This window comes from Agrobacterium sp. SUL3, assembly GCF_001263295.1.
Taxonomy (GTDB): Bacteria; Pseudomonadota; Alphaproteobacteria; order Rhizobiales; family Rhizobiaceae; genus Agrobacterium; species Agrobacterium tomkonis.
The window spans coordinates 330,644-356,147 of record NZ_KQ414500.1 but is presented as its reverse complement, the minus strand read 5'-3'; the positions used below and the strand labels follow the sequence as shown (position 1 = coordinate 356,147).

Below are 25,504 nucleotides of genomic sequence, written 5' to 3'. Positions count from 1 at the left end.
TTTGATCCCGCCTTTCGTCTCCTCTCATAAGAAGACCGGGTGCGTCCCGCGCCGCTTGGGCTTGGGGTGCACCCGGTCTACTGAAAGAAGTTTGCGCGACGCTTGCGTCTTAATTTTCCTGAACGGAAACGCCGTTCGGGCCGATATTCATCTCGATGCCCTTCGGCTTGCTTTCCTCGTGCCAGACATAGGCCCCAAGGCCGACAAGGACCACCAGGAGTGCGCCGATGATGAGATAGAGATTATTGGTCTGCGTCATAAGATGTCTCCCCGTTTGACGATCATAATCGCGGGCTAAACGCATGAAATCGCGCAGGGTTCCGTAAGGGGAAGTATTTTAGGCATTGCTTGTGCGGCGGCGCAGGCTTTCGCGTTTTTCCAGTGCCATGCAGCCCCACAATATGCCGAGCAGCAGGAAGAAATGCCGCCAGTGATCGGTATCGATGACGGCGCCGATCATGACGTGGCCGACAAAGGTCACCCAGGAAATGATCAGGAACGGCTGCCATGGCCGCGGCCGCAGCAGATGCCTGAAACCGGCAGCGATCGTCCAGCAGATCAGTGTAAGATAGATCACGAAGCCGAACCAGCCATGCGTTGTCAGGCTTTTCAACCAGATATTATGTTCGGCGGCGGGAAAGATATTGTCGAACACCATCGGCCCGATGCCGAGCGGATGCTCCATCGCCAGCAGGAAACCAAGATAGTGACGGGCAAAGCGCCCCAGATGCCCGCCATCATAGGATTGCACCGCAGAGGCGCGGCTGAAGAACAGGTCGGAGACCTGTTTGAATTGCAGCGCGATGATGACGGCTGCGACCATGAGCGCGACCGCAACGAGAAACAGCACGAGAATTTTCAGGCGAAATGCGGCTGTGCGCTCCTTCAGCAGCATGACGAAGACGAGCAGGAGGGCGGCGAATAGAAACAGACCCCATGCCGCACGCGAAAATGACAGGAACACGCCAAGCGACAGGATCAGCAGGCCGAGGATACGCCAGGGCGCGTGCATCGCCTTGCCGGTGAGCAGGCCATAGATCAGGTAAAGCGACGGTGTCACCAGGAAGGGACCAAAGACGTTCGGGTCCTGAAAGGCACCCTTGGCACGATCGTAAAGCGTGAAGACTTCGAAGCCGGGAAGGGCGTGAAAATATCCGATGATGCCGAGTAGCGAGGTGATCAGCGCCGCGGCGAGCCAGGCCCGAAAAATCAGCAGCAGCCGCTGGTATTTGTCCTCGATGATCGCCGCGTAAAAAACCGAGGTCAGCGCCAGAAAGGTCGAGACGGCGAGGTAGAGCGGTCCCTCGTCCAGATCGGCCATGGTGGTGAGCGAAAGATAGCCGCCGACATTAAAGGCGAGCAGCAGGCACAGTAGCAGCACGACGGTGCGGGAAAGGCGAAGGCCCAGCAGGAACCAGATGGCCACTTGCCCGACCATCATCAGCTCGTAGGGCGCCGGTTCGGAGATGACGAAGCCGGAGAGGAACACGCCGAAGGCGATGAAGAACGAACCGACGAGCCGCATGGCAGCCAGAGGCGCGTCAAAACCCGGTGCGTGCTGGTAACCGACGTTGGTCAATAGGCGTTTTCCGATTTGAGCAGCCGTATCGGCGTCAGGAACAGGATCTTGAGATCGAGGAAAAGCGACCAGTTCTCGATGTAATAAAGATCATATTCGGTGCGGAACTTGATCTTGTCGCCATGGTCGATTTCGCCGCGCCAGCCATTGATCTGCGCCCAGCCGGTCACGCCGGGCTTGACCTTGTGGCGTGCGAAATAATGCTCCACCACTTCGGTATATTTCAGATCGCCGGTCTGGGCATGGACGGCATGCGGGCGAGGGCCGACCAGCGAGAGATCGCCATAGAGAACGTTGAAGAGCTGCGGCAGCTCGTCCATCGACGATTTGCGCAGGAAGCGGCCGACCGGTGTGACGCGCGGATCGTTCTTGGTGACGGCCTTCTTGGCGGTCGGATCGCTGAGTTCCGTATACATGGAGCGGAACTTCCAGACATTGATCGTCTCATTGTTGAAGCCGTGACGCTTCTGTTTGAAGAGGACCGGGCCTTTGGAGGTGGCCTTGACGGCAATCCCGGCACCCAGCATCACCGGCCAGAAAAGGGCGATGCCGAGGAGGCTGAAGGTGATGTCGAATATCCGTTTCGCCACCGAATCCCAGTCGCGGATCGGCTTGTCGAACACATCGAGCATCGGCACATTGCCCACATGCGAATAGGCGCGTGGACGGAACCGCAATTTATTGGCATGTGCGGCGATGCGAATATCGACGGGCAGCACCCAGAGTTTGCGCAAGAGCTGGAGAATGCGGGCCTCTGCACTGAGCGGCAGGGCGATGATCAGCATGTCGAGCTTTGTCAGGCGGGCAAATTCCACCAGTTCGGCAAAGGTGCCGAGCTTGGGATAACCGGCGACGACATCGGGAGAGCGCTCGCTTTTCCGGTCGTCGAAAATCCCGCAGATGCGGATATCGTTGTCCGACTGCTGCTCGAGCGAACGGATCAGGTCTCTGGCAGCATCACCGCCGCCGACGATAACGGCGCGGCGTTCCATGACGCCATTGCGACCCCAGTGGCGAATGGCAAAGCCAAGGATCAGCCGTCCGGTGAAAATGGCTATCGCGCCAATCGCATACCATATGCCGAAAGCGGGCCAGGAATGCAGCGCATCGGGAAAAAACACGAGAAGGAAACAGGCGGCGCCCACGAAAGACAGGCAGACGGCGCCTTGAATGCGGGCAAACATCTTCAGCGGCGTGCGTAGCGTTGGCAACTGATAACAATCGCCCGCCTGCAGCAGGAACACGCAGAGTGCCGCGCCCAGCACGCCAGCGCTGAAAACTGCCAGAAAGGTTTCGAGACCCCGATCGGCGGCGATGCCGTTGACGATGGCGGCAATGACCACAAGCATCGTGAATTCCAGCAGCCGTAACTGGCCGATCACCATATTCGGTGAATGGTTGCCGGCCCGCAGCTGGTTGGCGATCTGCCGCGCAAGCGGATTGAGAACAACGGTCTCGGACGCCGAAGGCTCACCGGCTTCGCGCTCGGAGATTTGCTTGCGCAACGACGCCAGATCGAATTGCAGTCTGTCCTTGTCAGCCTTGGTCATTACTTGGTCCGCACCCTCTAGCGGATCGGCCCGAAAATCGAGACCGATTTCCGATGGGAACGATGCGCAACTTCAAAGTGGTAAAGCGTCCGTGCGTAGCGTCCGAACGGACACACGCGCTCTACGAGCAGGAAACTAGCCGAAACATGCTAAGAAACGTTTATGATGCTTTTCTACAGGATAGCGGAATATACAATTAAAAATCGTGTTTTTAAAATGTCTTTAGACATGAGGCGCGCTTTAGCGGGAAAGCAGGTCGCGATAAAGCTTCATCATGTCATCGGCCATGACAGGCGTTGAAAATTTCGCCTTAAAGCTGTTGGGTGGGGGCATCACCCGCTTTGCCCAATCGTCGTTTTCAGCGTCCCTGACCATGATCTTCGCCAGCGCCTCGGCGTCTCCTGCCGGAACCAGCGCCTCGCTGTCTTCTCCCAGAACCTCGGGAATGCCACCGACATGTGAGGCGATAACCGTCTTGCCCGCTGCCAGCGCCTCAAGCACGATATAGGGCATGGCTTCGGCGCGCGAGGGAACCACCACTGTCTCCGCCAGCTCGAAGGCCTGTCTGGCGGGCATGGCGGCATGCATGGCAATCCGCCGGGAAAGCCCGGCTTTGTTGATCATCGCCGCATATTTGTCCCTGTCCGGCCCGTCACCGACGATAACGCCGGACATAGGGTGGCCGATGCTGCGTTCCATCCTGGCGAAGGCCTTGATGAAGACATCCGGGCCCTTGAGATCGCGCAACATGCCTATATAGAGGAAACGGGCGGCATCCTCGCGGGCAGGCACGGTTTCGAACTCGCTTTCCTGCACGCCGTTATAGATCATCGCCGTTCGGGTGCGCGGCTTGCCAACCTTGGCTTCATAGGTTCGCTGCTCGAAATTACAGACAAAACAGAGCGCGTCGGTGAAGTGTTCCTGAAACCGCTCAAGCCGCAGGAACAGCTGCCCCTTCAGGCTCTTGCGGTCATAATGCAGGCTGCCGCCATGCGGCGAATAGAGGCGGGCTACGCGATACCTGTTCGCCCGCAACAATGAGCCGATCAGCCGGGCAAGAGCGCCACCCTTGGCGCTGTGCCCGTGCAAGATGTCCGGCCGCAAACTTTTTATCTGATTATAGGACCTCCAGAGCGCCAACAGGTCGCCGGGGCCGATGGAGCGCCTGATGGGCAGGCGGGTAAGCCCGAGCTCCAGCATCGGGGTGATCTGGGCGAAAAGCCGCTCCTCATGCACGCCGCCGGTCGAACTGTCGCAGACGATGCCGACCTTGTGGCCCTGTTTCACATGTTCTTCGATCAGGTCACGCACATGGCGGAAGACACCGCCGACGGGGGAGCGGAAACAGTGAATGATGCGCAGGGGAGGGCCGTCATCCGACATGTGTGCCACTCCGTTTTCAGAAGAAGCGTTCACGCACATAGACCGTATCGCCCGCCAGAATGGGAGCGGTGATGCCGATCCGGCCGGTCATTACCTCGGCATTGATCTTGCGGGTAAGATCGACATCGGCCTGATTGGCGCGCGGGGTGAACCCGCCGGCAATGGCAATGGCGTTCTGCACCGTCATGCCCGGCACATAGGAATATTGGCCGGGACGACCAACTTCACCCATGATGAAGACGGGGCGATAACGGTCGATCTCGATCGTCACGTCGGGATCGCGCAGATAACCCTGACGCAATTTCGCGGCAATGGCGGCTTCGAGCTGCGGCAGCGTCTTGCCGCGCGCAGGAACCTGGCCGACAAGCGGGAAGGCGACATAACCAGCCTGATCGACCGTATAGGTATTCGTCAGCCCCACCTGTTCAAAGACGTTGATGCGCAGCCTGTCGCCGCTATCGACATGATAGGGTTGCAGGGCCGCCTCATTGAATGAGCGCGGCGCGGGTTGATATGCCGCGCAACCGGAAAGGGCCGTCAGAACGGCAAGCGTCAGTGCGGTGACATGTCGTGATCCGGCGAGCGGCATCTCATCTGGCTCCGAGTCGATCTATGAGCATTCTTATCGTTCTGTTAGGGTTAATGCGCGGTAAACAGTCAGTCCGGAGTATTGCAATATCCGATTTATTTTGTCGGATTCGTCGAGATTAACTGTTGTGTTACCGCCAAGACTTACAATCCGCGAAAATTGGCCATCTATATTTGAGCGCCCGAGGTTTGTCTCGGTTACGGAGCCCACATGAACGGCGATCGCATTGACGACAGGGATGTGGATATCGATCTGGCACAGCTTGTTGCAGCCATATGGCGGCGCAAGGGCCGGATCGCGGCCGTCACGCTTCTGGCCGGCGGCGCCGCCTTCGTGATCGCCAGCATGATGTCGCCTGCCTATAAGGGCGAGGCGCGTGTCCTCATCGAATCCCGCGCGGCCTCCTTCGGCGCTTCGCAGCAGTCGAATGCGCCAGCCGAGCCGGTGCTCGATGAATTGACCGTTTCCAGCCAGGTGCAAATCCTGCAATCGGTCGACCTCATCAAGCAGGTCGCGAAAAACATGAAGCTCTATGAGCTGGAGGAGTTCGACCCGGAGGCGCGTCCGTCGCTGGTGTCGGGCCTGCTGGTCGCCGTCGGCCTCAAGAAAGATCCGCTGCAGGTGCAACCCGAAGAGCGGGTGCTGAAGGCTTTCCGCGAGAAATTGCAGGTCTATCAGGTCGAAAGCTCACGCGTCATCACCGTTGAGTTTTCTTCGGAAGACCCGAAGCTCGCCGCCGCCATCCCCAATGAGATGATGAAGGCTTATATCGCGCTGCAAAGTGGCGCGAAACTCGATACGAGCACGGAGGCAGCGCGCTGGCTGGAGCCGGAAATCGCCAATCTGCGCGAAAAGGTGCGTGAGGCGGACAGGAAGGTCGCGGATTATCGCGCCTCATCCGATCTCCTGTCGGCCGGGCAGGGCGAAACGCTCGCCACCCGCCAGCTCAGTGATATCTCGACCGAACTCGGCCGTATCCGTGGGGAGCGCGCGAATGCGGAAGCACGGGCGGAAGGCGTGCGCAATGCGCTTTCCAGCGGCCGGCCGCTCGATACGTTTCCGGACGTCGTCGGTTCCCCGACGATCCAGCGGTTGAAGGAAAACGAAACGGGTATCCGCAGCCAGATTTCCGATCTGACCTCCTCGCTGCTGGAAGGCCATCCGCGCATCAGGGCGCTACGCAACCAGCTGGAGGGCATACAGCGGCAGATTCAGGAAGAAACCCGCAAGGTGCTGGCAAGCCTCGAAAACGAAGCCAATGTTTCCCGCCTGCGCGAACGGCAACTGGTGCAGCAATTGAACGTGCTGAAATCGGAAAGCGTGCGCGCCGGGGAGCAGCAGGTCGGCTTGAACGATCTGGAACGCGAGGCTTCGGCCCAACGCCAGCTTCTGGAAACCTATCTTGCCCGTTACCGTGAGGCGACCTCGCGCGCCGGTTCGGTAGATTCCACGCCAGCCGACGCGCGCGTGATCTCAGGCGCGGTGGAGCCGCGTGAACCCTATTTCCCGAAAACCGGGGCCATCACCATCGTCGTCACGCTGGCGGCCTTCCTGCTCTCCTGCATCGTCGTCATGCTGGTGGAACTCTTCACCGGGCGCGCCTTGAAGCCGGTGGGCAGAAATCATGTTCCGCCACTCTCCGATCCGCCTGCGCCGACGCGGAAACCCGCCGGCACGGACGAGACTACGGATTTGCCGCAACAACCGGTTGCCACACATCATGAGCCGTCGCCGCCGGTCGCCCAGGCCATGCCCGCTGCCGCCTACCAGCAGCAACCCATTGTCGAAGAGGTGCGGCCGGCACCAGTCGCCGCTGCCACTGCTGCTGCTTCGTCTCCGGTTTTGCCGGTGGAAGAGGTAACGCCTTTGAAAGAAGAGGCAGAGAAAGACGAGATCGAAACCTCCGACGATTTCTCGATCGATGCCGTTGCGGGCTTCCTGGCCACCCGCCTTGCCAAGCCCGTCGCCGCCGTTGTGTCTCCAGCCGGAGACAGCGGTTCGACCACTACCGTCATGCTGGCGCGCGCCCTGTCTGAAATGGGCCGCTCGGTCGTTCTCGTCGATATGACGGCCTCTGCCTGTCCCACGCGTCTGATGGTGCCCGAGGCCGGGCTGCCTGGTGTCATGGACCTTCTGGCGGGTGCCGCCGCCTTTGGCGAAACCATTCACGGCGACCGGCTGTCCGATGCGCATATCGTGCCACGCGGCAATGCGCAGCCGCGTGAGGCCATGCGGGCCATCGATCGCCTGACGATGATTCTAAGCGCTCTATCTGACGCCTATGATACGGTGTTGGTTGAATGCGGCCGGTGCAGATTTCGAGCCTTGAAAAAATGCTGCGCAATCTGCCGGCGGAAATCATCGTTTCCGTGCCCGGCAAGGATGGCGAGATGCTGGAGAAGACGCTCGGTGAGCTGGTGGCCCAGGGCTACGAACAGGCATTGCCGATGACGGGCATGCGCAAGCCGGGTCATCTGAGCGCCGCCTGACGGACGGCAAACCCTCTCAGTCAGCAACAGACATGGCGTCCGTCCTTGGCCGCCCGGCGCGAAAACGCTGGATCAGCGTATAAAGCGCCGGGTTGGACTTGATCAGGCTTTTCGTCCTTGCGATGGCAACATAGGCCGAGGCAGCTGCGCGCCCCTTCAACGTCACCGGCAGGAATATATCGTGCTGGGCGGTGGAAAGCGGGCACCAGCTGCGTTTGTAAAGCTGATCGCCGACGCCGAAATCGAAGAGTGCGGCTTTCTCTCTGCAGGCGCGTTCGATCATCAGCCAGAACAGCAACTCGCCGGGGCTGAGTTCCGAAACCACCTCATCGATCGATCCGAACTGGCAGATGATGTGGTCCTGCTTGCGCGAAAGCCCGGATATGGCGGCAATGACGCCCTCGTATTCCCCATGCAGGCGAATGGCGTGCAGCTCCAGAAGACTGTCCATACCCGTTTCCGGGAAGTTGGCCAGATCGTAGAAAAACTCCTTCACCGATTGGCTTCGGAAAACATCCGGGATGCCTTGGGAGGCGAACCGGGTGGCCTTTTGCCGGAAGAAGGCCTGCAATAATTCGCATTTTTCCTGTGGCGAACGGGCAATCACATGGCTGTAACCGCCCATTTCCTCGGCCCTTCGGCTCTGGATACGGAATTTCTTCCGTCGTCTCTTGGCATTGACCTGTCGCAAGGTGCTTTCAAAACTCTCCAGCAGCGGCAGTTGAAAGGCCGGGTTCTGATTTTCGACGGAAGCCAGATAGGAAAGCGGATTGGTCCTGCCGCGCCAGGTGAGCGGTATGTTCTGCAAGGCCAGAATATCCGCCCGGCCATGCAGCAGTTTTCGTGCCTCGCGGGCAATCGCTGCCGCCGTCTTATGTTCTGCCTGCTCGGCAAAGGACGGCTCGAAAAGCCCGGTATTGATATTGTTAAAACGGCCGCCCGGAAAACGCGCCTTGCGGATACCGCCTTCCTGCACGATTTCGAGCGGCAGCAGGAAGACTGTCTTTGCGCCCTGTCTGCCGCGAATGATGAGCAGCGGGCTTTTCTGGGTCTGCGCCCAGATGGAGCACCAGCCGAAACCCTGATGCAGGGAATTGAGCGGGTCGCTCTCCATCCGCTCCCAATCGGTGCGGATGGTGGAAGCGTCATCGACGAGATCGATCACCAGACGGTCGGCACCCCGCCGCTCGCCTTGCATGGCGCTCGACGCTTTGCTCTCGCTGACTGTGACCGGCCCCTCAGCCGCCATCCACTCTCTCCGGTTGTTTCGGTGGGACTATATCGCTGAGCGGCAAACAATCAGTTTATAAAATTGCGACCTCAGGGTGTTGCGCAACGGTTGGCGCTTATCCCTGTTTTTTGGGCCCTGCCATCCATTTGATGATGAGCATGGCCGGCAATATCCACAAAAGCCCGCTCAGCACGAAATAGGCCAGATGCACCCACCAGGGCGATTGCGCCAGCGTCGCCGATGCAATGGCCGTCGCGGCCACGGCGTAGATGACGACGAGGCAGATGATGACGATGGTGCCGATAAGCGATCTGAGGCGAGGGGGCATGAAATCTTCCATCATGAGAGCATGTCTCCCAAAAGTGTCATCGGTTTTGGGAAAAAGACATGCGCAAAACAAAAAAATAGATCGTCTTGGCGATTCGAAGAAGAGGCAGGACGATCTGATATGTAAGCGCGACTATACCGCCGCGACCGGATGCCGCAAACCCTGAGGCCTTGTTTTGTGGTGCCGGTTGGGGCTAATCAACATGACTGTATGAGGGAGACCTGAAAAGATGCGTTCGAGCAGCATGACGATGGCAAACGGTTCCGCGGAAATGGTGGTGGAGGCTGCCCTGCAGAAGCAGGAAAAGAACCGCCGCCTGCTGCGCATCTGGCTGCGCGTCGTTCTTTTCACGCTTTTCTGTCTCGTGTTGGTCGGCGGCGCCACGCGGCTTACCGAATCCGGCCTGTCGATCACCGAATGGAAGCCTATCCACGGCGCCATCCCGCCGCTTTCGGTTGCCGAATGGGAAGAGGAATTCCAGCTTTACAAGCGCATTCCTCAATATCAAGAAATCAACAGGGGCATGTCGCTTGATGAGTTCAAGACGATTTTCTGGTGGGAATGGGCGCATCGCCTGCTTGCCCGCGCCATCGGTCTCATCTTCGCCCTGCCGCTCGCCTTTTTCTGGCTGACGGGCCGCGTCGAAAAGCGCCTGCGCCTGCCCCTCGTCGGCCTTCTGGCGCTTGGCGGTTTTCAGGGCTTTATCGGCTGGTGGATGGTCTCTTCCGGTCTCGTCAATCGCACGGATGTCTCGCAATATCGCCTCGCCACGCATCTGACCATCGCCTGCCTCATCTTCGCGGGCTGCATGTGGATATTGCGTGGCCTGTCGCATCATTCGCCTGAAGCGGCTGACGAAAAGACGGGCAGGGGCTTTGCCGGCCTGTTGACGGTGCTCTGTCTGTTCCAGATCTATCTCGGCGCGCTGGTGGCGGGGCTGAATGCCGGCCTTTCCTACAACACCTGGCCGCTGATGGACGGTTCACTGGTGCCGGGTGATCTCCTCCTGCAGCAGCCCTGGTGGATCAACCTCTTCGAAAACCCCAAGACGGTGCAGTTCATCCACCGTGTCGGCGCCTATACGCTTTTCGCCGCCACGCTGTGGCACATGGTGTCCATTGCCCGTGCCCTGCCGAATACGCCACACGCACGCCGCGCCGTGCTGTTCTTCGTGCTCGTTTCCATTCAGGCAGCGCTCGGCATCACCACGCTTCTCATGCATGTGGATATCCATGTGGCGCTCGCCCATCAGGGCATGGCCTTGATCGTGCTTGGATTTGCGGTTGCCCACTGGCGCGGTTTCATTGGCGAATATCCGGCACCTGTCGCCGTCGAAGTCAGGGACTGAGCGCGCTCAGAACTGCTTCAGCACCGTTTTGACGGTAGCCGCGACAGCGAGTTCGTTGTCGCGCTCTTCCGCGTTGCTGTCCTCTTCGTGCCATGTGGCCGAAAGGCAGCCATAAGCGAAGGCATATTGCAGCAACACCCGTTCATCCCGCTGCAGCGCCCTGGAAAAAATCGCCGCCATGGAGGCGATACGCGCCTCGCTGCGTGTCAGATCGAAGCGGTCGAGTGGATTGGAGAACATGTTCGCGACATCAAGCGCCGCATCGCCGATCAGGCCGGCCGGGTCGATGATGATCCAGCCGCGCCCGCTGCGCATGATGTTTTCGTGATGCAGATCGCCATGCAGCGGCTTCACATCCCGTTGCCGGTCAATCAGCTCCTGCGCCAGCGCGGCGGCGTCGACATAGATACTCTCCACGCCGTCGGTGCGATCCTGTTCGGCCTTGCGGAACAGGCTTTCGAAATAGAGAGGCAACGTCAGCAGGCTTGAGGGCGGGGGCTGCTGTGATGGCTGATGGTATTGGAGCAGAACATCGGCGGCAATTTGCGTGGTCGCGTCGTCGTCGCCGTCGCGGAACAACACATCGCGCAAAGTCTCCGCGCCGGCATGTTCCATCAGCAGAATATCATCGGAACGCTCAAGCAGCTCCACGCATCCGACACCCGCCCGCCACGCGATGAAATCCGCACCGCGAAGGCTGTCCTCAAGCACTTTCTTTTTCAGGACTTTGGCGACGGCAGGAGAGCCGTCACCACGCGTTACCGCGTAGACCACCCCGGCCGGCGTGTCGGCAATCTGTTTTGCGGCCTCGATATTCCACGAGGCCGGAAAAGAGGGGATGGTTCCGCTCATGCAGAAAGCCTCATGCGGAGAGCATCAGTTCCATGTTCTGCACGGCAGCACCGGATGCGCCCTTGCCGAGATTGTCGAGCAGCGCCACGAGGTTGATGTGTTCGCCGCCCGGCGTACCGAAGACGAAGAGCTTCATCGTGTCCTTGCCTGCCAGTTCCTCGGCGTCGATGCGCGCGAGCCCCTTGCTTTCGGCAAGCGGCACCACACTAACGATATCCTGGCCCGCATAATGGGCCGTGAGCGCGGCATGGACCGTCTCGATGCTCGTGCCTTCCTTGAGGTCGGCGGCAAACAGCGGCACCTGCACAATCATGCCCTGTGGGAAACGTCCGACGGAAGGCGCAAACAACGGTGCGCGGTCAAGCTGGCCGTGAATGGTCATTTCCGGCACATGCTTATGGGAGAGCGTCAGGCCATAGAGGAAATTATTGGCGCTGATCGCGTCGTCGCGGCTCTGGTCTTCCATCTGCGCAATCATCTGCTTGCCGCCGCCGGTATAACCGGAGACCGCATTGACGCTGACCGGATAACCATTGGGCAGGATGCCGGCTGCGCGCAGGGGACGGATGAGACCGATGGCGCCCGTCGGATAGCAACCCGGATTGGCGACGAAACGGGCGGAACGAACCTTGTCGCCCTGCTCGCTGTCCATTTCGGCAAAACCGTAAGCCCAGTCCTTGTGGACGCGATAGGCGGTCGAGGTATCGATGATGCGGACATTGTTGTTGCCGGCCACCATCGAGACCGCTTCCCGGGAAGCGTCATCCGGCAGGCAGAGGATGGAAATGTCGGCGTTGTTCAGCATATCCTCGCGCATTGCGGCGTTGCGGCGCTCGGCTTCGGGAATGGACAGCAGGTCAATATCGCGGCGACCAGCAAGGCGCGTGCGGATCTGCAGACCCGTGGTGCCGTGTTCGCCATCGATGAAGATCTTCGCTGTCATGTCCTTGTCCTGACTTTTCAAAGGGTTGTAAGGGTATTCGGAATCAGTTTGGCAGGTGCCGTTTTTGTCTCAGCCAGCCTTGGCCAGCCGTTCGGCACGCAGGCCAAGCATATACATTGCAACGGTGGCTCCGGCAATGGCAGTTATATCCGCGTGGTCGTAAGCGGGCGCCACCTCCACCACGTCGGAGCCGCGAATATCAAGCTGGCCAAGCCCGCGCAGAACGGAGAGGATCTTGGCGCTGGTCGGCCCGCCGGCCACTGGCGTGCCTGTTCCGGGCGCGAAGGCCGGGTCGAGGCAATCGATGTCAAAGGTCAGATAGGCAGGCATGCCGGCCGTATGCTTGACGATCAGCGAGGCGATGTCGCTCGCCCGCATCTCCTCCACCTCGTAACCGTGGAGAATGCGGATACCGAAATCGTCAGGGGCATGGGTGCGAATGCCGATCTGTATCGACCGGTCCGCATCGATCAGGCCGTCACGCACGGCGCGGGCCACGAAGGAGCCGTGGTCGATGCGTTTGCCATCGTCGAACCAGGTATCCTGATGTGCATCGAACTGCACCAAAGCTAACGGCCCATGCTTGGCCACATGCGCCTTCAAAAGCGGCCAGGTAATGAAGTGGTCGCCTCCGAGCGTCAGCAGATAATCCGTCTTTGAGATAATCCTGCGTGCTTCTTTTTCGATCGTATCAGGCGTCTTCCAGTGGTTGCCGTAGTCGAGCAGGCAGTCGCCATAATCGACGGTCGGCATATGGGCGAAGAGATCGCGCGCGAAGGGATATTGCGGATCGTTATCGAAAATCGCCGAGGCCCGGCGGATGGCCTGCGGCCCGAAGCGTGCACCCGGCCGGTTGGATGTCGCCGCATCGAAGGGAATGCCCCAGATGGCTGTCGATACGCCCTTGAGGGTCTTGGTATATTTGCGCCGCATGAAGGAGAGGACACCCGCATGGGTCGGATCAGTCGCAGCCGATGTCAGCGTGGTTGCGGTAAAGGCATGGTCGATGGTTTTGGATGGCATTGATCACCCCTGTTGCCGTTTGCGCTGAGGGTGCTGTCTTCTTGGTGAAAAAACAAGGCAAAGGGCAATAAAAAAAGGCGGAGCCGAAGCCCCGCCTTTCGAAGGTATTGTACCAGTAAGCGATTAACGCTTCGAGAACTGGAACGAACGGCGGGCCTTGGCCTTACCGTACTTCTTACGCTCGACGACGCGGCTGTCGCGGGTCAGGAAGCCACCCTTCTTCAGAACGGAGCGCAGGCCCGGTTCGAAGTAGGTGAGGGCCTTGGACAGACCGTGACGAACGGCACCGGCCTGACCGGACAGACCACCACCGGCAACGGTGGCGATGATGTCGAACTGACCTGCGCGGGCAGCGGCGACGATCGGCTGCTGAAGGATCATCTGCAGAACCGGACGTGCGAAATACGCGGTGAAATCGCGGCCGTTGATGATGATCTTGCCAGAACCGGCCTTCACCCATACGCGGGCTACGGCGTTCTTGCGCTTGCCGGTCGCGTAGGAGCGGCCGAGGGTATCAACCTTGCGGACGTGCACGGGAGCCGAAGCTTCCGATGCCGGGGCGAGGTCTTTCAGAGAGGAAAGATCGGCCATTATCAGGCGCTCCTTACGTTCTTCTTGTTAAGCGCGGCCACATCGAGAACGGTGGGCTGCTGTGCTTCGTGCGGATGGTTCGAGCCGGCGTAAACGCGCAGGTTCTTCATCTGGCGACGGCCGAGCGGGCCGCGCGGGATCATGCGCTCGATAGCCTTTTCAACGACGCGCTCCGGGAAGCGGCCTTCGATGATCTGGCGAGCGGTGCGCTCCTTGATGCCACCCGGATGACCGGTGTGCCAGTAGTACTTCTTGTCGGAGTACTTGTTGCCGGTGAAGGCAATCTTTTCCGCGTTGATGACGATGACATTGTCGCCATCATCGACGTGGGGGGTGTAGGTGGCCTTGTGCTTGCCGCGCAGGCGGGTTGCAACGATGGTGGCGAGGCGACCAACAACGAGGCCTTCGGCGTCGATGATGACCCACTTCTTCTCCACCTCAGCAGGCTTCTGAACGAAAGTAGACATGGATTTCACTTTCTAACGTGGACCCGTCATCCTCTTCATGAAAGAGATACGGGCGTTTCTTGTTGCTTGGTTTGGTTGCCCTGTGGGTAACCGCAAATGACCCTATTCCTGCTGGAATCCGATCTGGCGCGCTTATACGGTGCGCCGGGGAAAGCGTCAATATGACGATTTTTGAAGGCCTCAAAAATAATCAAGTAAAAACAATGCCTTATTTATGTGGTAATATTTTACCCCATAAAATTGGCCCGTTTTAGCCCAGTCTCATGACTAGAACGCCTGCTGCTATGATGCCGCCGGCGAGATAACGCCAGATGCTGGCGCGTTCTTTCAGGATCACGACGGAGATAACAAGCGCAAACAGGATGGAGGTTTCCCGAAGTGCTGCGACGACCGCAACGGGGGCCTTGGTCATGGCATAAAGCGCCAATCCGTAGGAGAGGATGGAGCCGCCACCGCCGATCAGGCCGCGCCACCAGTTGCGCCGCACATGCGCCGCGACGGCGCTTGCCCCGCGTTGGTAAAAGGCGAAACCGAAAAGCAGCACGGGCGGTAGCAGCGACATCCACAGCGTATAGGAAATCGCATTGCCCGAAAGCCTTGCGCCGACACCGTCGACGAAGGTGTAGGAGGCGATGACGAAGGCATTGATGAGCGCAAGGATGATCGCTTTTCCGCCGCCACGCCGCGCCTCGAAGGCGAGCGTCAGGATGCCGGCGGAAATGATGGCTATCCCGGCAAGCGCCAGCGGGCTCAGGACCTCGCTCAGGAAAAGGCTGCTCGTCGCCGCGACGATCAAGGGCGCCACACCGCGCATGACGGGATAAACGAGGCCGATATCGCCGATCGTATAGGCGGCAGCGACAAGGCGGAAATAGGCAAATTGCAGAATGGCCGAAGCGAAGAGGAATGGAATGGCGACAGGAGCCGGAAACGGCAGGAAGGGCAGAAAGGGCAGGGAGCAAGCGGCAGCACCGGCCGCAATCAGCGAGGCGTCAAGTGACTTGTCTGAGCCGGATTTGACCAGCGCATTCCATCCGGCATGCAGGATCGCACCCAGGAGAACCAGAAGAAGAATGTCGATTGTCACAATAGAGACTCGCTCGCGGGCTACTTTGCGAAACCTATAGCATGGGGTTTGACGACCGAAATCCATTTTCGATGGAGGCCGCGAGGCGTTGTGGGCGCTTTGTGATCATTTGAAAACGATTGCGGGTTTCGTCTGATCATCCGTGCAAATATGCGGCCCTTCCGCCGATAATGACGCGCGTCAAATTTCGGGTTTGTGCATGTCGCGGTACCTCCTGCTTCGGGGGCAACGTCGCTTTGCTCATGATTTCATCCGCGGGACGGGCATGCCGGCTCCGGATGCAAGGCTTTGGTCACGCCGGAGCTTGCGTGGTTTCTAAAAAATCAGGGCTATTTAAGCGGATATTTGGGTTTCATTCGCATTTCTGGCGGCGTGGATGAGGCTATCAATTTCAGCACCGGTTTCTTTCATTATTCTGAAAATAAATTTCATATCCGTGTAAAATAGCAAGCTGTAACGTTGTAGATTTGCAGATAGATTGATTTACAGAATAACTTTCTGAAAATTAGTCAACTCTAATTCATCGGTGAACGGAATGAAAACAAACAGGAGACGAATGGCGCATAAAATGCACGTTAATGGTGTTTTGACCGGCATTCCTTCGCGTAAGAGCCCTTTTGAAAACTGGATGAAAATACTCAATACCAGCTTATGCAGGGTGCTTTCGTGAAATCATTTTGCGTGAATGAAATGGCCCATATCGAGCAAAGAAAGGGCCACTTTCACGGGTTTTAGAGCCGGCAGGGGTTCAAGAAAGCGATGATGCGTCCTAAATGACTATAAAAGCAAGGGACAAAAGCAAGCACCGGTGGTGTGCAGATGTAGCTGTGGATTTATGCAGGAAACGCGATACTCGCGCTGATCTCTCAGAAGGGGTGCCTGCCAGCATCTCTCAAACTGCGAGATGCGCCAAAGGGACAAGTTGACATGCAGCATGATACTTATGAACCGGACTATCTCAGAAAAATCCTGACCGATGTCAGGACCATCGCCCTGCTCGGCGCCTCACCCAATCCGGAGCGGCCGAGCCATGGCGTCATGCGCTTTTTGCTGTCGAAGGGCTACCGTGTGTTTCCGGTCAATCCCGGTCAGGCGGGCAAGGAGATACTGGGGCAGAAGGTCTATGCCCGGCTTGCCGATATTCCCGAACCCGTGGACATGGTCGATGTCTTCAGGGCACCCGAATATCTCTCAGTGATCGTCGAGGAGGCGATATTGCTGCCGCAGCGCCCGAAAGTGATCTGGGGCCAGTTATCCGTGCGCGATGACAATGCCGCCGCCAAGGCGGAGGCCTATGGCATGTCCGTAGTGATGGACCGTTGCCCCGCAATTGAGTATCCGCGTCTCAATATTGTGCGATAGTTGGTACAGATCGGACTTATCATTTTGCAGCAAGGCATTATGATCCCTCCAAAATTCCATTGGAGGAAATATCATGTCGAGCAGCAATCCCGGTTTTTCAACGCTGGCCGTCCATGCGGGGGCACAGCCAGATCCGACCACCGGCGCACGCGCGACGCCCATCTACCAGACGACCGCTTATGCTTTCCGTGATGCCGATCATGCTGCCGCGCTGTTCGGGCTGAAGGAATTCGGCAATATCTATACCCGCATCATGAACCCCACCCAGGCGGTTCTGGAGGAGCGTGTCGCAGCGCTCGAAGGCGGCACGGCGGCGCTCGCGGTCGCATCCGGCCACGCCGCGCAATTGCTGGTCTTCCACACGCTGCTGCAGCACGGCGACAATTTCGTCGCCGCCCGCCAGCTTTATGGCGGCTCCATCAACCAGTTCGGCCACGCCTTCAAGGGGTTCGACTGGCAGGTGCGCTGGGCCGATGCCACTGATCCGGCCAGTTTCGAGCGGCAGATCGACGAGCGCACCCGCGCCGTCTTCATCGAAAGCCTCGCCAACCCCGGCGGCACCTTCGTGGATATCGCTGCAATTGCCGAGATTGCCCACCGCCACGGCCTGCCGCTCATCGTCGACAACACCATGGCAAGCCCCTATCTGCTACGGCCGCTGGAACATGGCGCGGATATCGTGCTGCATTCACTGACGAAATTCCTCGGCGGCCACGGCAATTCCATGGGCGGCATCATCGTCGATGGCGGCACGTTCGACTGGTCGGCGACGGACAGATATCCGGCGCTGTCGCAGCCCCGGCCGGAATATTCGGGCGTCGTGCTGCACCAGACCTTCGGCAATTTCGCTTTTGCCATTGCCTGCCGTGTGCTTGGTCTGCGTGACCTTGGCCCGGCCATCTCGCCCTTCAACGCCTTCCTCATTCTCACCGGCATAGAAACCCTGCCACTGCGCGTTCAGCGCCATTCCGACAATGCGCTCGCCGTCGCCAAATGGCTGAAGGCGCATCCGAAAGTTGGCTGGGTGCATTATGCCGGGCTGGAGGAGAGTGACAACTACGCCATCCAGCAGCATTATTCGCCAAAGGGGGCGGGTTCGGTCTTCACCTTCGGCGTCAAGGGCGGTTATGCCGCTGGCAAAGCGCTGGTGGAAGGGCTGCAGCTTTTCTCGCATCTCGCCAATATCGGCGATACGCGCTCGCTCGTCATCCATCCGGCCTCCACCACCCATGCGCAGCTGACGCCGGAACAGCAGACGGCGGCCGGCGCCGGGCCGGATGTGGTGCGCCTGTCCATCGGTATCGAGGATGTCAAAGACATCATCGCCGATCTCGAACAATCGCTTGCGAAAATCTGAGAGGGCGGCCCGCCATGACGAACTTGCTGACATTTGATGTTTCGGTCGAAGCGGAGCATGGCGCGCCTGCGCCGGAACGGCTGATTTTCGGTGACCCCAGATTTACCACCTGGAATCTGGAGGAAGCGCCGGGCGGCATCTATGCGGGCATCTGGCAATGCACGCCCGGCAAATGGCGGGTGGTCTATGATGAATGGGAATATTTCAACATTCTTGAAGGCCATTCCATCCTGACGGAAGATGGTGGCGCGCCGCGCCACCTGAAGCCGGGCGACCGGCTCGTCCTGCAGCCCGGCTTTACAGGCACCTGGGAGGTCGTGGAAACGACAAGGAAGGATTACGTCATCCGGCTTTGATAGTGGGCTACCGCCGCGCTTTACAGCCGGTCGAAGGATATAATCGACCGCATAAGCCCCGGAAAACGTGCTTCCAGATCATCGTGGCGCATGACGTTGATATTCTCGACGCCCTGTTTGTGTGTGCGTATTATTCCTGCTTCGCGCAGGATACGCAGGTGGTTGGAAAGCGTGGACCGTGGCATATCCGGGCAGGGTGCTGCACAAGCGCAATTCTGCCCGGCTTCCACTTCCCATAATTTCCGAACGATACCCATGCGGGCGGGGTCGCCGAGTGCGGCCAGCATGGCGGTGAGCGATATGTCCTCGCGGGCGGGATGAAAAAACTGAACCATATAACGGCTCTAGCATAAGGCTTGACAGGCTTCAATATTTCAATAAAACCGAAATACCGAATTATGGTAATTCGGAAATTTAGATATTTTCAGGAGATTGCAATGTCTGGAATATTCAACGGGCAGGTCGTCGTCATCACAGGCGGATCGACGGGGATTGGTTTTTCAGTTGCGAAGCTGATTTTGGAAGGTGGCGCAGCTGCTGTTTATGTAACTGGCCGTAGTTCGGCCAATCTCGATGCCGCAGTCGCCAGACTTGGAGCGCGCGCAATCGGCGTCGTTTCCGATGTTGCGAAGCTGTCGGAACTCGAACAGCTCAAAAGCCGTATCGAAGCTGACGGGCGGACAGTGGATGTTCTGGTCGCCAATGCCGGCATTGCGGAAAACAACGATCTTGGCGCAACTCACGAAGCGCTCTATGACCGGATTTTCGACATTAACGTAAAGGGCGTGTTCTATACGGTGCAGACGTTGTTGCCGGTGCTACGGGACGGCGGTTCGATTGTGCTGACGGGCTCGATCGTCGGTAACAAGGGTATGGAAAAACTGAGCGCTTACAATGCTTCAAAGGCGGCGGTTCGCTCGTTCGCGCGCAGCTTTGCCAATGACCTGAAGGCGCGGGGAATCCGTGTCAATACGGTCAGCCCGGGTGTCACCCGCACGCCGATCATGGAAAATGGTCTTAAGATGGACGATGAAAAGATCGCCGGTTTCGAAGCCTATCTGAAGGACGCAGCGCCGATCGGCCGTATGGCCGACCCTGACGAAATTGCCGAAGCAGTACTGTTTTTGGCGTCAGCCAAGGCCAGCTATATCACCGGCGTGGAACTTTCCGTTGATGGTGGTTTGGCTCAAATCTAAGGGCGACCTCGCCCTCCTATTCACCACGCCAGATCAAGCCGTTCCAGACCATGGAAATGGTAGACGTCCTTGACCTTCGGCGACTCGGCGATCCTGAGACCTGGCAGGCGTCTGAACAGCAGCGGCAGGGCAAGATTAAGCTCAAGCCTTGCCAGCGGTGCGCCGATGCAGAAATGGATGCCGGCGCCGAAGGAGACATTGACTCCCTCGTTCCGGTCCGGCTTGAAGGCCAGCGGGTCGGAGAATTTTGCGGGGTCGAGATTGGCCGCGGCCAGAATGAGGCTGACCTTGTCGCCGCGTTTGAACGTCACGCCGTCTATCTCGACGGGTTCCAGAACCCAGCGCTGGAAAATATGGACCGGCGCGCAGATACGCAGCGTCTCTTCAATCGTGCGCTCCGTGGTCGTCTCGTCGCTGAACAAGGTGTCAGGCGAGATGCCGCTTTCCAGAATGATGCGGACGGAATTGCCGATCTGGTGCACGGTCGCCTCGTGCCCGGCATTCAGAAGCACGATGGTGGTGGAAATCAGCTCGTCATCGGTCAGATACTGGCCCTTGTGCTCCGTGTGGATCATGTGGCTCAAGAGATCGTCTTGCGGCTCCGCTCGCCGTTCCGCGATCACGCTGCGCACATAGTCCGAAAATTCCTTCGCTGCCTTGTCGGCAAGAAGCTCGTCCTCGGCAGTGCGTTTGAACATGTACATGCCGACATAGGCATGCGACCATTTCAGAAGCTGCGGCCCCATTTCCTCGGGAATGCCGATCATGCGGGCAATCATCGTCACCGGAATGATATCGGCATAGGTGGAGAGCAGTTCCGTCTTGCCATCGGCTTCGAAGGCGTCGATCAGGCGGTTGGCAAGCTCTTCGATTTCCGGCTTCATTTTATCGACATGCCGGGACACAAAAGCGCGGTTGATGAGCGTGCGCAGCCGCGTATGTTCCGGCGGCTCCAGTTCCAGCAGCGAATGTTGCTCGGCAGCATCGAAGTGCTTCACATGCTCCAGCGGCTGCGCAAGGCCGATTTCCTCACGGCTGGCCACATGCAGGATCTGTCTCCCGAAACGGCGATCGCGCAGCAGCGCGCTGACATGGTCGTATTCGGTGAAGAACCACTGCCGCTGCTCTTCCCAGTAAAAGGTGGGACATTGCGCGTGAAGCGCCGCATAGACCGGGTTCGGATCGTTGTAGAAAGCCGGGTCGCGGGCATCAAGTGAAACGCGGCGCGTGGCGGGGTCGATGGTGAGGAAGGGAAATGTCGCTGTCATGCTCAAGGTTTATTCCGCGTCTTGTGCTTTGGAAAGGGTGGGGAAAAATCGCCCCCTGTTTTTCCGCCTGTCGTCGCATGGTCGTCATGTCACCGGCTGGCGATGGCCGATATGCGGTTCAGCGCCGCAACCTGGCGGTCGGCATTATTGTCCATCGGATTTTCGTCCCGGTCCGGGGAAGGGACAACGACATTGGCTGAATTCACGTGGATGACGGTCCTGTTGCGGCCGGCCTTTTTCGCCGCATAGAGCGCACGATCGGCTTCCGTCATCATCACGCTGAGGTCGGCATCCTTGATCATGGCCTCGGATATGCCGACGCTGGTGGTGACTTCGATACCTTCGCCGCGCGAACTGATCTTGGAAAGACGCAGATTGCTGCGGATTGCTTCCGCCAGCGTTACCGTGCTGGATGGGCTTTCGACTTCGGCGACAAGCGCGAATTCCTCGCCGCCCATTCTGACGAACAGGCCGCGATCGCCAATGACACGCCGCGCCATGTCGCAAAAATGCACGAGCACCGCATCGCCGGACTGATGACCGTATTTGTCGTTTATCTTCTTGAAATGGTCGATGTCGAACAGCACCAGCGCCACATAGCGGTCGGAAGCCGGCGACCGCTTCTTGATGCGCTCGAACTCCTCCAGAAGACCGCGCCGGTTGAGAACGCCGGTAAGGTGGTCGGTCATCGCAAGCCGGTGCAGGCGGGCTTCCGAATCTTCCATGATGATCTTGGCGCTGATCATGATGATGACGGTGAAGCCGAGAATGCCTGAAAAGGCGAGCGGCGACGTCAGCGCGACGGCACCGGGAGACGTGACGTCGCCGGGAATGACGACGGATGCGATGATGGCGCCGAAAAAGGCCTGCAAAATGAAAATAGCGGCAAGAACCTTGCGGCTCAGCGATGCCCGGCTCCTGTTCGCCAGAACGACGCCGGCCAGCATGAAGTAAGCGACCGCGGCACAGGCATGGTAAAGCAGGATACGCGAAACCATGCTTTCCCGCACCGGCGGGATGAGCATGCCAGCCACCCACAAGAGCGCGGGAATAGCGATCCAGCCTGCGAGCTTGCGCTGTTCGAAGGAGAGAAGGCCGGCCAGCCAGAAACCGAAAGCTGAAAGCGCCAGCGTGTTGCCGACTTCGATCGACAGGTAATTGGGAATGTCGCCGCGCAGGGCGACAAGAATGGCGCCGATCCCGGTCGAAAGGAAACCGGCGGCGAAATAGAGATTGTGCTGGCGGGCAGGGCGGTGCAGCCACAGGGTTCCCAAAAGGACGGCAAGGGTGAACGTCTCCGACGCCCAAAGCAGCATGCCCGTTTTTGCATCCAGCATTGCAAGATCCTATCTGCGCTATCATGCCGTGAAAGCGGGCCCTGCGGCACCATGTGCGCAATACCCGCCGGAATTGTTGAGATGCCATTTCACCCGAATGGGCCGCCGCTTCCTGACGGAAACCGGAAATTCGCCGCGCAGTATCAGCAGTAAATCCCTAACGAGTTCTTGCCGGTGAGAAGTTATATCTGTGCATGGTCACGGGTTTTTGCATTTGCGGGTCACTTCGATGAAAAATAACGCCGGCAAGGGCATGTGGTTCGAGATGCGGCCAACGGTCTGAAGCCATTGCCGGCAGAGGCTTCAAACGCCTGCAATCGCTGTTGAGCCGTTAAGGATATGCGGCTTCGTGTCTTGAAGTACGGGGCAGGGACACTCTATGTAGGGAGTATGAAGGTTAGAAGTGATTCCGGAGCGGTTTTCCGCGAAGGGCAGAGTTGACAAAGGACGGACATGAAAAATCCAGTTGATACCGCCATGGCTCTGGTGCCGATGGTCGTAGAGCAGACCAATCGCGGCGAACGCTCCTATGACATATTTTCCCGTCTTCTCAAGGAACGCATCATTTTCCTCACCGGTCCGGTGGAGGACCAGATGGCTTCGCTCGTCTGCGCACAGCTGCTTTTCCTCGAGGCTGAGAACCCGAAGAAGGAAATCGCGCTTTACATCAATTCGCCAGGTGGCGTCGTGACCGCCGGCATGGCGATCTACGATACGATGCAGTTCATTCGCCCGGCTGTCTCAACGCTCTGCGTTGGTCAGGCCGCATCGATGGGTTCGCTGCTTCTGGCTGCCGGTGAAAAGGGAATGCGCTTTGCAACCCCGAACGCCCGCATCATGGTGCACCAGCCTTCCGGCGGTTTCCAGGGGCAGGCATCGGATATCGAGCGTCACGCCCGTGACATCATCAAGATGAAGCGTCGCCTGAACGAAGTCTACGTGAAGCATACCGGCCGCACGCTCGAAGAGGTTGAAAAAACCCTTGATCGCGACCATTTCATGGATGCGGACGAAGCGCAGAATTGGGGTGTGATCGACAAGATCCTCACCTCGCGCCAGGAAATGGAAGGCGCCGCCGCGAATTGAGGCGCGCCGCTTTTTGACGTTTGTTTGATCCCGCAAAAGTAATTTCGGGGCTTTCAACCGCAACAGAAAGCGATATTAGTATATATTAAGGCTGTGTTGAATTTTTATGACGTGGCCTTTGGTTTGATGGGGAATTCGTTGCAGCCGGTTGTCAGCTCCTGTATCTGACACGGCTAGTACCCCGGGAAACGAGGCGGATACGGCAATGCACCCCAAGGCGAGCCGTATCTGCGGGCGGTAAGTTGACCGCGATCCGTTTGGCGGACCTGCGGCGTGCTGGAAGGAAAGAGATATGAGCAAAGTCAGCGGCAGCAACGGCGGCGACTCTAAGAATACACTCTATTGTTCATTCTGCGGCAAGAGCCAGCACGAAGTCCGGAAACTCATTGCCGGGCCGACGGTATTCATCTGCGATGAATGCGTCGAATTGTGCATGGACATCATCCGCGAGGAGAACAAGACATCTATGGTGAAGTCGCGCGAGGGTGTTCCCACCCCGCAGGATATCATCAAGATTCTCGACGAATATGTCATCGGTCAGAAGCAGGCGAAGAAAATCCTGTCGGTGGCCGTTCACAACCATTACAAGCGCCTCGCGCACGCCTCCAAGAACGGCGATGTCGAGCTGGCGAAGTCGAACATCATGCTCGTCGGTCCGACGGGTTGCGGCAAGACCTATCTTGCCCAGACGCTCGCCCGCATCATCGACGTTCCCTTCACCATGGCGGACGCAACGACGCTGACCGAAGCCGGTTATGTCGGCGAGGACGTGGAAAACATCATCCTGAAGCTGTTGCAGGCTGCGGATTACAACGTCGAGCGCGCCCAGCGCGGTATCGTCTATATCGACGAGGTCGACAAGATTTCCCGCAAGTCGGACAACCCGTCCATCACGCGTGACGTGTCGGGCGAGGGCGTCCAGCAGGCGCTTCTGAAGATCATGGAAGGCACGGTCGCTTCCGTTCCGCCGCAGGGTGGCCGCAAGCATCCGCAGCAGGAATTCCTGCAGGTGGATACGACCAACATCCTGTTCATCTGCGGCGGCGCCTTTGCCGGCCTCGACAAGATCATCTCGGCCCGTGGTGAAAAGACCTCGATCGGCTTCGGTGCGACCGTCAAGGCGGAAGACGATCGCCGTGTGGGCGAGGTGCTGCGCGAACTGGAGCCGGAAGATCTGGTGAAGTTCGGCCTCATTCCGGAATTCATCGGCCGTCTGCCGGTTCTGGCGACGCTGGAAGACCTGGATGAAGATGCGCTGATCCAGATCCTGTCCGAGCCGAAGAACGCGCTGGTCAAGCAGTATCAGCGCCTGTTCGAGATGGAAGATGTGGAACTGACCTTCCACGAGGACGCACTTCGCGAAATCGCCCGCAAGGCGATTACCCGCAAGACCGGCGCCCGTGGTCTGCGCTCGATCATGGAAAAGATCCTGCTGGATACCATGTTCGAACTGCCGACGCTGGAAGGCGTGCGCGAAGTGGTGATCTCCAATGACGTTGTCAGCGGTGTCGCCCGTCCGCTCTACATCTATGCGGATCGCCAGGAAGAAAAGACCAACGTTTCGGCCTGATCGGTTCCAGAAGAATAAAGCCCCTCGCAGCAACGGCTGCGGGGGGCTTTTCTTTGTGCGATGCCTGCCCGGCATTCGAGGAATTTCCGGGGACGACGTAAGCGCCTTGTGCCTGAATAATACGTAGAAACTAGGAGGCGGCGCGTTTTCGCTTTTCGTGGAGAAGCGGACATGCCCCTGAAATATTGGGTATCCTGATGAATCCAGTAACCGCAATCCTCATTCACGTGTCCGATCCCGCCGAAGGATTGCTTTGGTACGGGAAAGCATTTCCGGAGGCGGTTGCATCGGTCAGCCTTCCTTCCGGTTTTGAGTTCCTGCGGATCGGCGATATATCCAGCTGGAAATCGTTCCCGCTGATGAGAAGGTTTCAAGCGGGGCGGCAGGGTCTGTCGTCTATTGGTGGACGGAGGATTTCGGCCGGTCCCTCGCGCATCTGCGGGACGCGGGCGCTGTTCTTTATCGCGGCCCGATGAAAATCGATCAGGAACTCTGGATGTGCCAGTTCCGTG

At 58.6% G+C, this 25,504-nt stretch carries 24 protein-coding genes and 1 pseudogene; 9 read left to right on the top strand and 16 right to left on the bottom strand.

Annotation, left to right across the window (positions count from 1 at the left end; genetic code table 11):
* Positions 1 to 109: 109 nt before the first annotated feature.
* From AKG12_RS29300 to uppC, 5 genes are all read right to left on the bottom strand, one after another.
* Positions 110 to 259, bottom strand: coding sequence for a hypothetical protein (locus AKG12_RS29300; protein WP_003496532.1), 150 nt, complete (start codon positions 257 to 259; stop codon positions 110 to 112).
* Between the two features lie 78 nt (positions 260 to 337).
* Entirely contained in the window at positions 338 to 1,579 is a 1,242-nt protein-coding gene (gene uppF, locus AKG12_RS09025; RefSeq protein WP_052818554.1) for a polysaccharide biosynthesis O-antigen ligase family protein UppF, read from the bottom strand.
* Positions 1,576 to 3,129: a polysaccharide biosynthesis glycosyltransferase UppE gene (uppE, locus tag AKG12_RS09020; RefSeq protein ID WP_052818553.1), complete on the bottom strand. Its 1,554-nt coding sequence runs from the start codon at positions 3,127 to 3,129 to the stop codon at positions 1,576 to 1,578. Before uppE ends, uppF begins: the two co-directional genes overlap by 4 nt.
* A gap of 240 nt (positions 3,130 to 3,369) precedes the next feature.
* Positions 3,370 to 4,512, bottom strand: coding sequence for a polysaccharide biosynthesis type 4 glycosyltransferase UppD (uppD, locus tag AKG12_RS09015; protein WP_052818552.1), 1,143 nt, complete (start codon positions 4,510 to 4,512; stop codon positions 3,370 to 3,372).
* A 16-nt stretch (positions 4,513 to 4,528) separates the two neighbouring features.
* Positions 4,529 to 5,101, bottom strand: coding sequence for a polysaccharide export protein UppC (gene uppC / locus AKG12_RS09010; RefSeq protein ID WP_046800338.1), 573 nt, complete (start codon positions 5,099 to 5,101; stop codon positions 4,529 to 4,531).
* Between the two features lie 210 nt (positions 5,102 to 5,311).
* Here uppC and uppB point away from each other — a divergent pair.
* Positions 5,312 to 7,590: pseudogene (uppB, locus tag AKG12_RS09005) on the top strand (polysaccharide biosynthesis protein UppB).
* A 16-nt stretch (positions 7,591 to 7,606) separates the two neighbouring features.
* On the opposite strand, the gene uppA reads toward uppB, so the two are convergent.
* Positions 7,607 to 8,839, bottom strand: coding sequence for a polysaccharide biosynthesis GNAT family N-acetyltransferase UppA (gene uppA / locus AKG12_RS09000; RefSeq protein ID WP_052818551.1), 1,233 nt, complete (start codon positions 8,837 to 8,839; stop codon positions 7,607 to 7,609).
* A gap of 97 nt (positions 8,840 to 8,936) precedes the next feature.
* Positions 8,937 to 9,149 carry a DUF2842 domain-containing protein gene (locus AKG12_RS08995; protein WP_046800379.1) on the bottom strand — a complete coding sequence of 71 codons (213 nt, stop codon included), beginning with the start codon at positions 9,147 to 9,149 and terminating at the stop codon, positions 8,937 to 8,939.
* Positions 9,150 to 9,393: 244 nt separating this feature from the next.
* Between AKG12_RS08995 and AKG12_RS08990 the strand changes: the two genes are divergently transcribed.
* Positions 9,394 to 10,497, top strand: a complete 1,104-nt coding sequence (locus tag AKG12_RS08990) for a COX15/CtaA family protein (RefSeq protein WP_197283313.1) — start codon at positions 9,394 to 9,396, stop codon at positions 10,495 to 10,497.
* A 6-nt stretch (positions 10,498 to 10,503) separates the two neighbouring features.
* On the opposite strand, the gene AKG12_RS08985 is transcribed toward AKG12_RS08990, so the two are convergent.
* The 6 genes from AKG12_RS08985 to AKG12_RS08960 form a co-directional block, all read right to left on the bottom strand.
* Positions 10,504 to 11,349: an aminoglycoside phosphotransferase family protein gene (locus tag AKG12_RS08985; RefSeq protein ID WP_052818549.1), complete on the bottom strand. Its 846-nt coding sequence runs from the start codon at positions 11,347 to 11,349 to the stop codon at positions 10,504 to 10,506.
* 10 nt (positions 11,350 to 11,359) lie between these two features.
* Positions 11,360 to 12,292: an N-acetyl-gamma-glutamyl-phosphate reductase gene (gene argC, locus AKG12_RS08980; protein WP_052818548.1), complete on the bottom strand. Its 933-nt coding sequence runs from the start codon at positions 12,290 to 12,292 to the stop codon at positions 11,360 to 11,362.
* Between the two features lie 69 nt (positions 12,293 to 12,361).
* A complete protein-coding gene (gene speB / locus AKG12_RS08975) occupies positions 12,362 to 13,315 on the bottom strand; it encodes an agmatinase (RefSeq protein ID WP_046800332.1) in 954 nt (317 codons plus the stop codon).
* A 123-nt stretch (positions 13,316 to 13,438) separates the two neighbouring features.
* Positions 13,439 to 13,906 (bottom strand): 30S ribosomal protein S9, encoded by a 468-nt coding sequence (rpsI, locus tag AKG12_RS08970; RefSeq protein WP_046800329.1) that lies wholly within the window; start codon positions 13,904 to 13,906, stop codon positions 13,439 to 13,441.
* A 2-nt stretch (positions 13,907 to 13,908) separates the two neighbouring features.
* The gene (gene rplM / locus AKG12_RS08965; RefSeq protein WP_035242586.1) at positions 13,909 to 14,373 is read right to left on the bottom strand and encodes a 50S ribosomal protein L13; all 465 of its coding nucleotides are present in this window, start codon (positions 14,371 to 14,373) and stop codon (positions 13,909 to 13,911) included.
* Between the two features lie 250 nt (positions 14,374 to 14,623).
* Positions 14,624 to 15,460, bottom strand: a complete 837-nt coding sequence (locus AKG12_RS08960; protein ID WP_046800328.1) for an EamA family transporter — start codon at positions 15,458 to 15,460, stop codon at positions 14,624 to 14,626.
* A gap of 927 nt (positions 15,461 to 16,387) precedes the next feature.
* On the opposite strand from AKG12_RS08960, the gene AKG12_RS08955 reads away from it, so the two are divergent.
* From AKG12_RS08955 to AKG12_RS08945, 3 genes are all read left to right on the top strand, one after another.
* Positions 16,388 to 16,822, top strand: a complete 435-nt coding sequence (locus AKG12_RS08955; RefSeq protein WP_046800327.1) for a CoA-binding protein — start codon at positions 16,388 to 16,390, stop codon at positions 16,820 to 16,822.
* Between the two features lie 73 nt (positions 16,823 to 16,895).
* Positions 16,896 to 18,179 (top strand): O-acetylhomoserine aminocarboxypropyltransferase, encoded by a 1,284-nt coding sequence (locus AKG12_RS08950; protein ID WP_046800326.1) that lies wholly within the window; start codon positions 16,896 to 16,898, stop codon positions 18,177 to 18,179.
* Positions 18,180 to 18,193: 14 nt separating this feature from the next.
* The gene (locus AKG12_RS08945; RefSeq protein WP_052818547.1) at positions 18,194 to 18,535 is read left to right on the top strand and encodes a cupin domain-containing protein; all 342 of its coding nucleotides are present in this window, start codon (positions 18,194 to 18,196) and stop codon (positions 18,533 to 18,535) included.
* Between the two features lie 20 nt (positions 18,536 to 18,555).
* Here AKG12_RS08945 and AKG12_RS08940 read toward each other — a convergent pair whose 3' ends face one another.
* Positions 18,556 to 18,870: an ArsR/SmtB family transcription factor gene (locus AKG12_RS08940; protein WP_046800324.1), complete on the bottom strand. Its 315-nt coding sequence runs from the start codon at positions 18,868 to 18,870 to the stop codon at positions 18,556 to 18,558.
* 102 nt (positions 18,871 to 18,972) lie between these two features.
* On the opposite strand from AKG12_RS08940, the gene AKG12_RS08935 reads away from it, so the two are divergent.
* Entirely contained in the window at positions 18,973 to 19,731 is a 759-nt protein-coding gene (locus AKG12_RS08935) for an SDR family NAD(P)-dependent oxidoreductase (protein ID WP_052818546.1), read from the top strand.
* Between the two features lie 20 nt (positions 19,732 to 19,751).
* Here AKG12_RS08935 and AKG12_RS08930 read toward each other — a convergent pair whose 3' ends face one another.
* A complete protein-coding gene (locus tag AKG12_RS08930; protein ID WP_052818545.1) occupies positions 19,752 to 20,999 on the bottom strand; it encodes a cytochrome P450 in 1,248 nt (415 codons plus the stop codon).
* A gap of 89 nt (positions 21,000 to 21,088) precedes the next feature.
* Entirely contained in the window at positions 21,089 to 22,336 is a 1,248-nt protein-coding gene (locus AKG12_RS08925; protein WP_052818544.1) for a GGDEF domain-containing protein, read from the bottom strand.
* Positions 22,337 to 22,789: 453 nt separating this feature from the next.
* Here AKG12_RS08925 and clpP point away from each other — a divergent pair, with 453 nt between their 5' ends.
* The 3 genes from clpP to AKG12_RS08910 all read left to right on the top strand — a co-directional run bounded on the left by clpP (position 22,790) and on the right by AKG12_RS08910 (position 25,468).
* Positions 22,790 to 23,422, top strand: coding sequence for an ATP-dependent Clp endopeptidase proteolytic subunit ClpP (clpP, locus tag AKG12_RS08920; RefSeq protein WP_046800320.1), 633 nt, complete (start codon positions 22,790 to 22,792; stop codon positions 23,420 to 23,422).
* Between the two features lie 292 nt (positions 23,423 to 23,714).
* Positions 23,715 to 24,992 (top strand): ATP-dependent Clp protease ATP-binding subunit ClpX, encoded by a 1,278-nt coding sequence (gene clpX / locus AKG12_RS08915; RefSeq protein ID WP_003521528.1) that lies wholly within the window; start codon positions 23,715 to 23,717, stop codon positions 24,990 to 24,992.
* Between the two features lie 185 nt (positions 24,993 to 25,177).
* On the top strand, positions 25,178 to 25,468 hold the full coding sequence (locus AKG12_RS08910) for a hypothetical protein (RefSeq protein ID WP_197283309.1): 291 nt from the start codon (positions 25,178 to 25,180) through the stop codon (positions 25,466 to 25,468).
* The last annotated feature ends 36 nt before the right edge of the window (positions 25,469 to 25,504 follow it).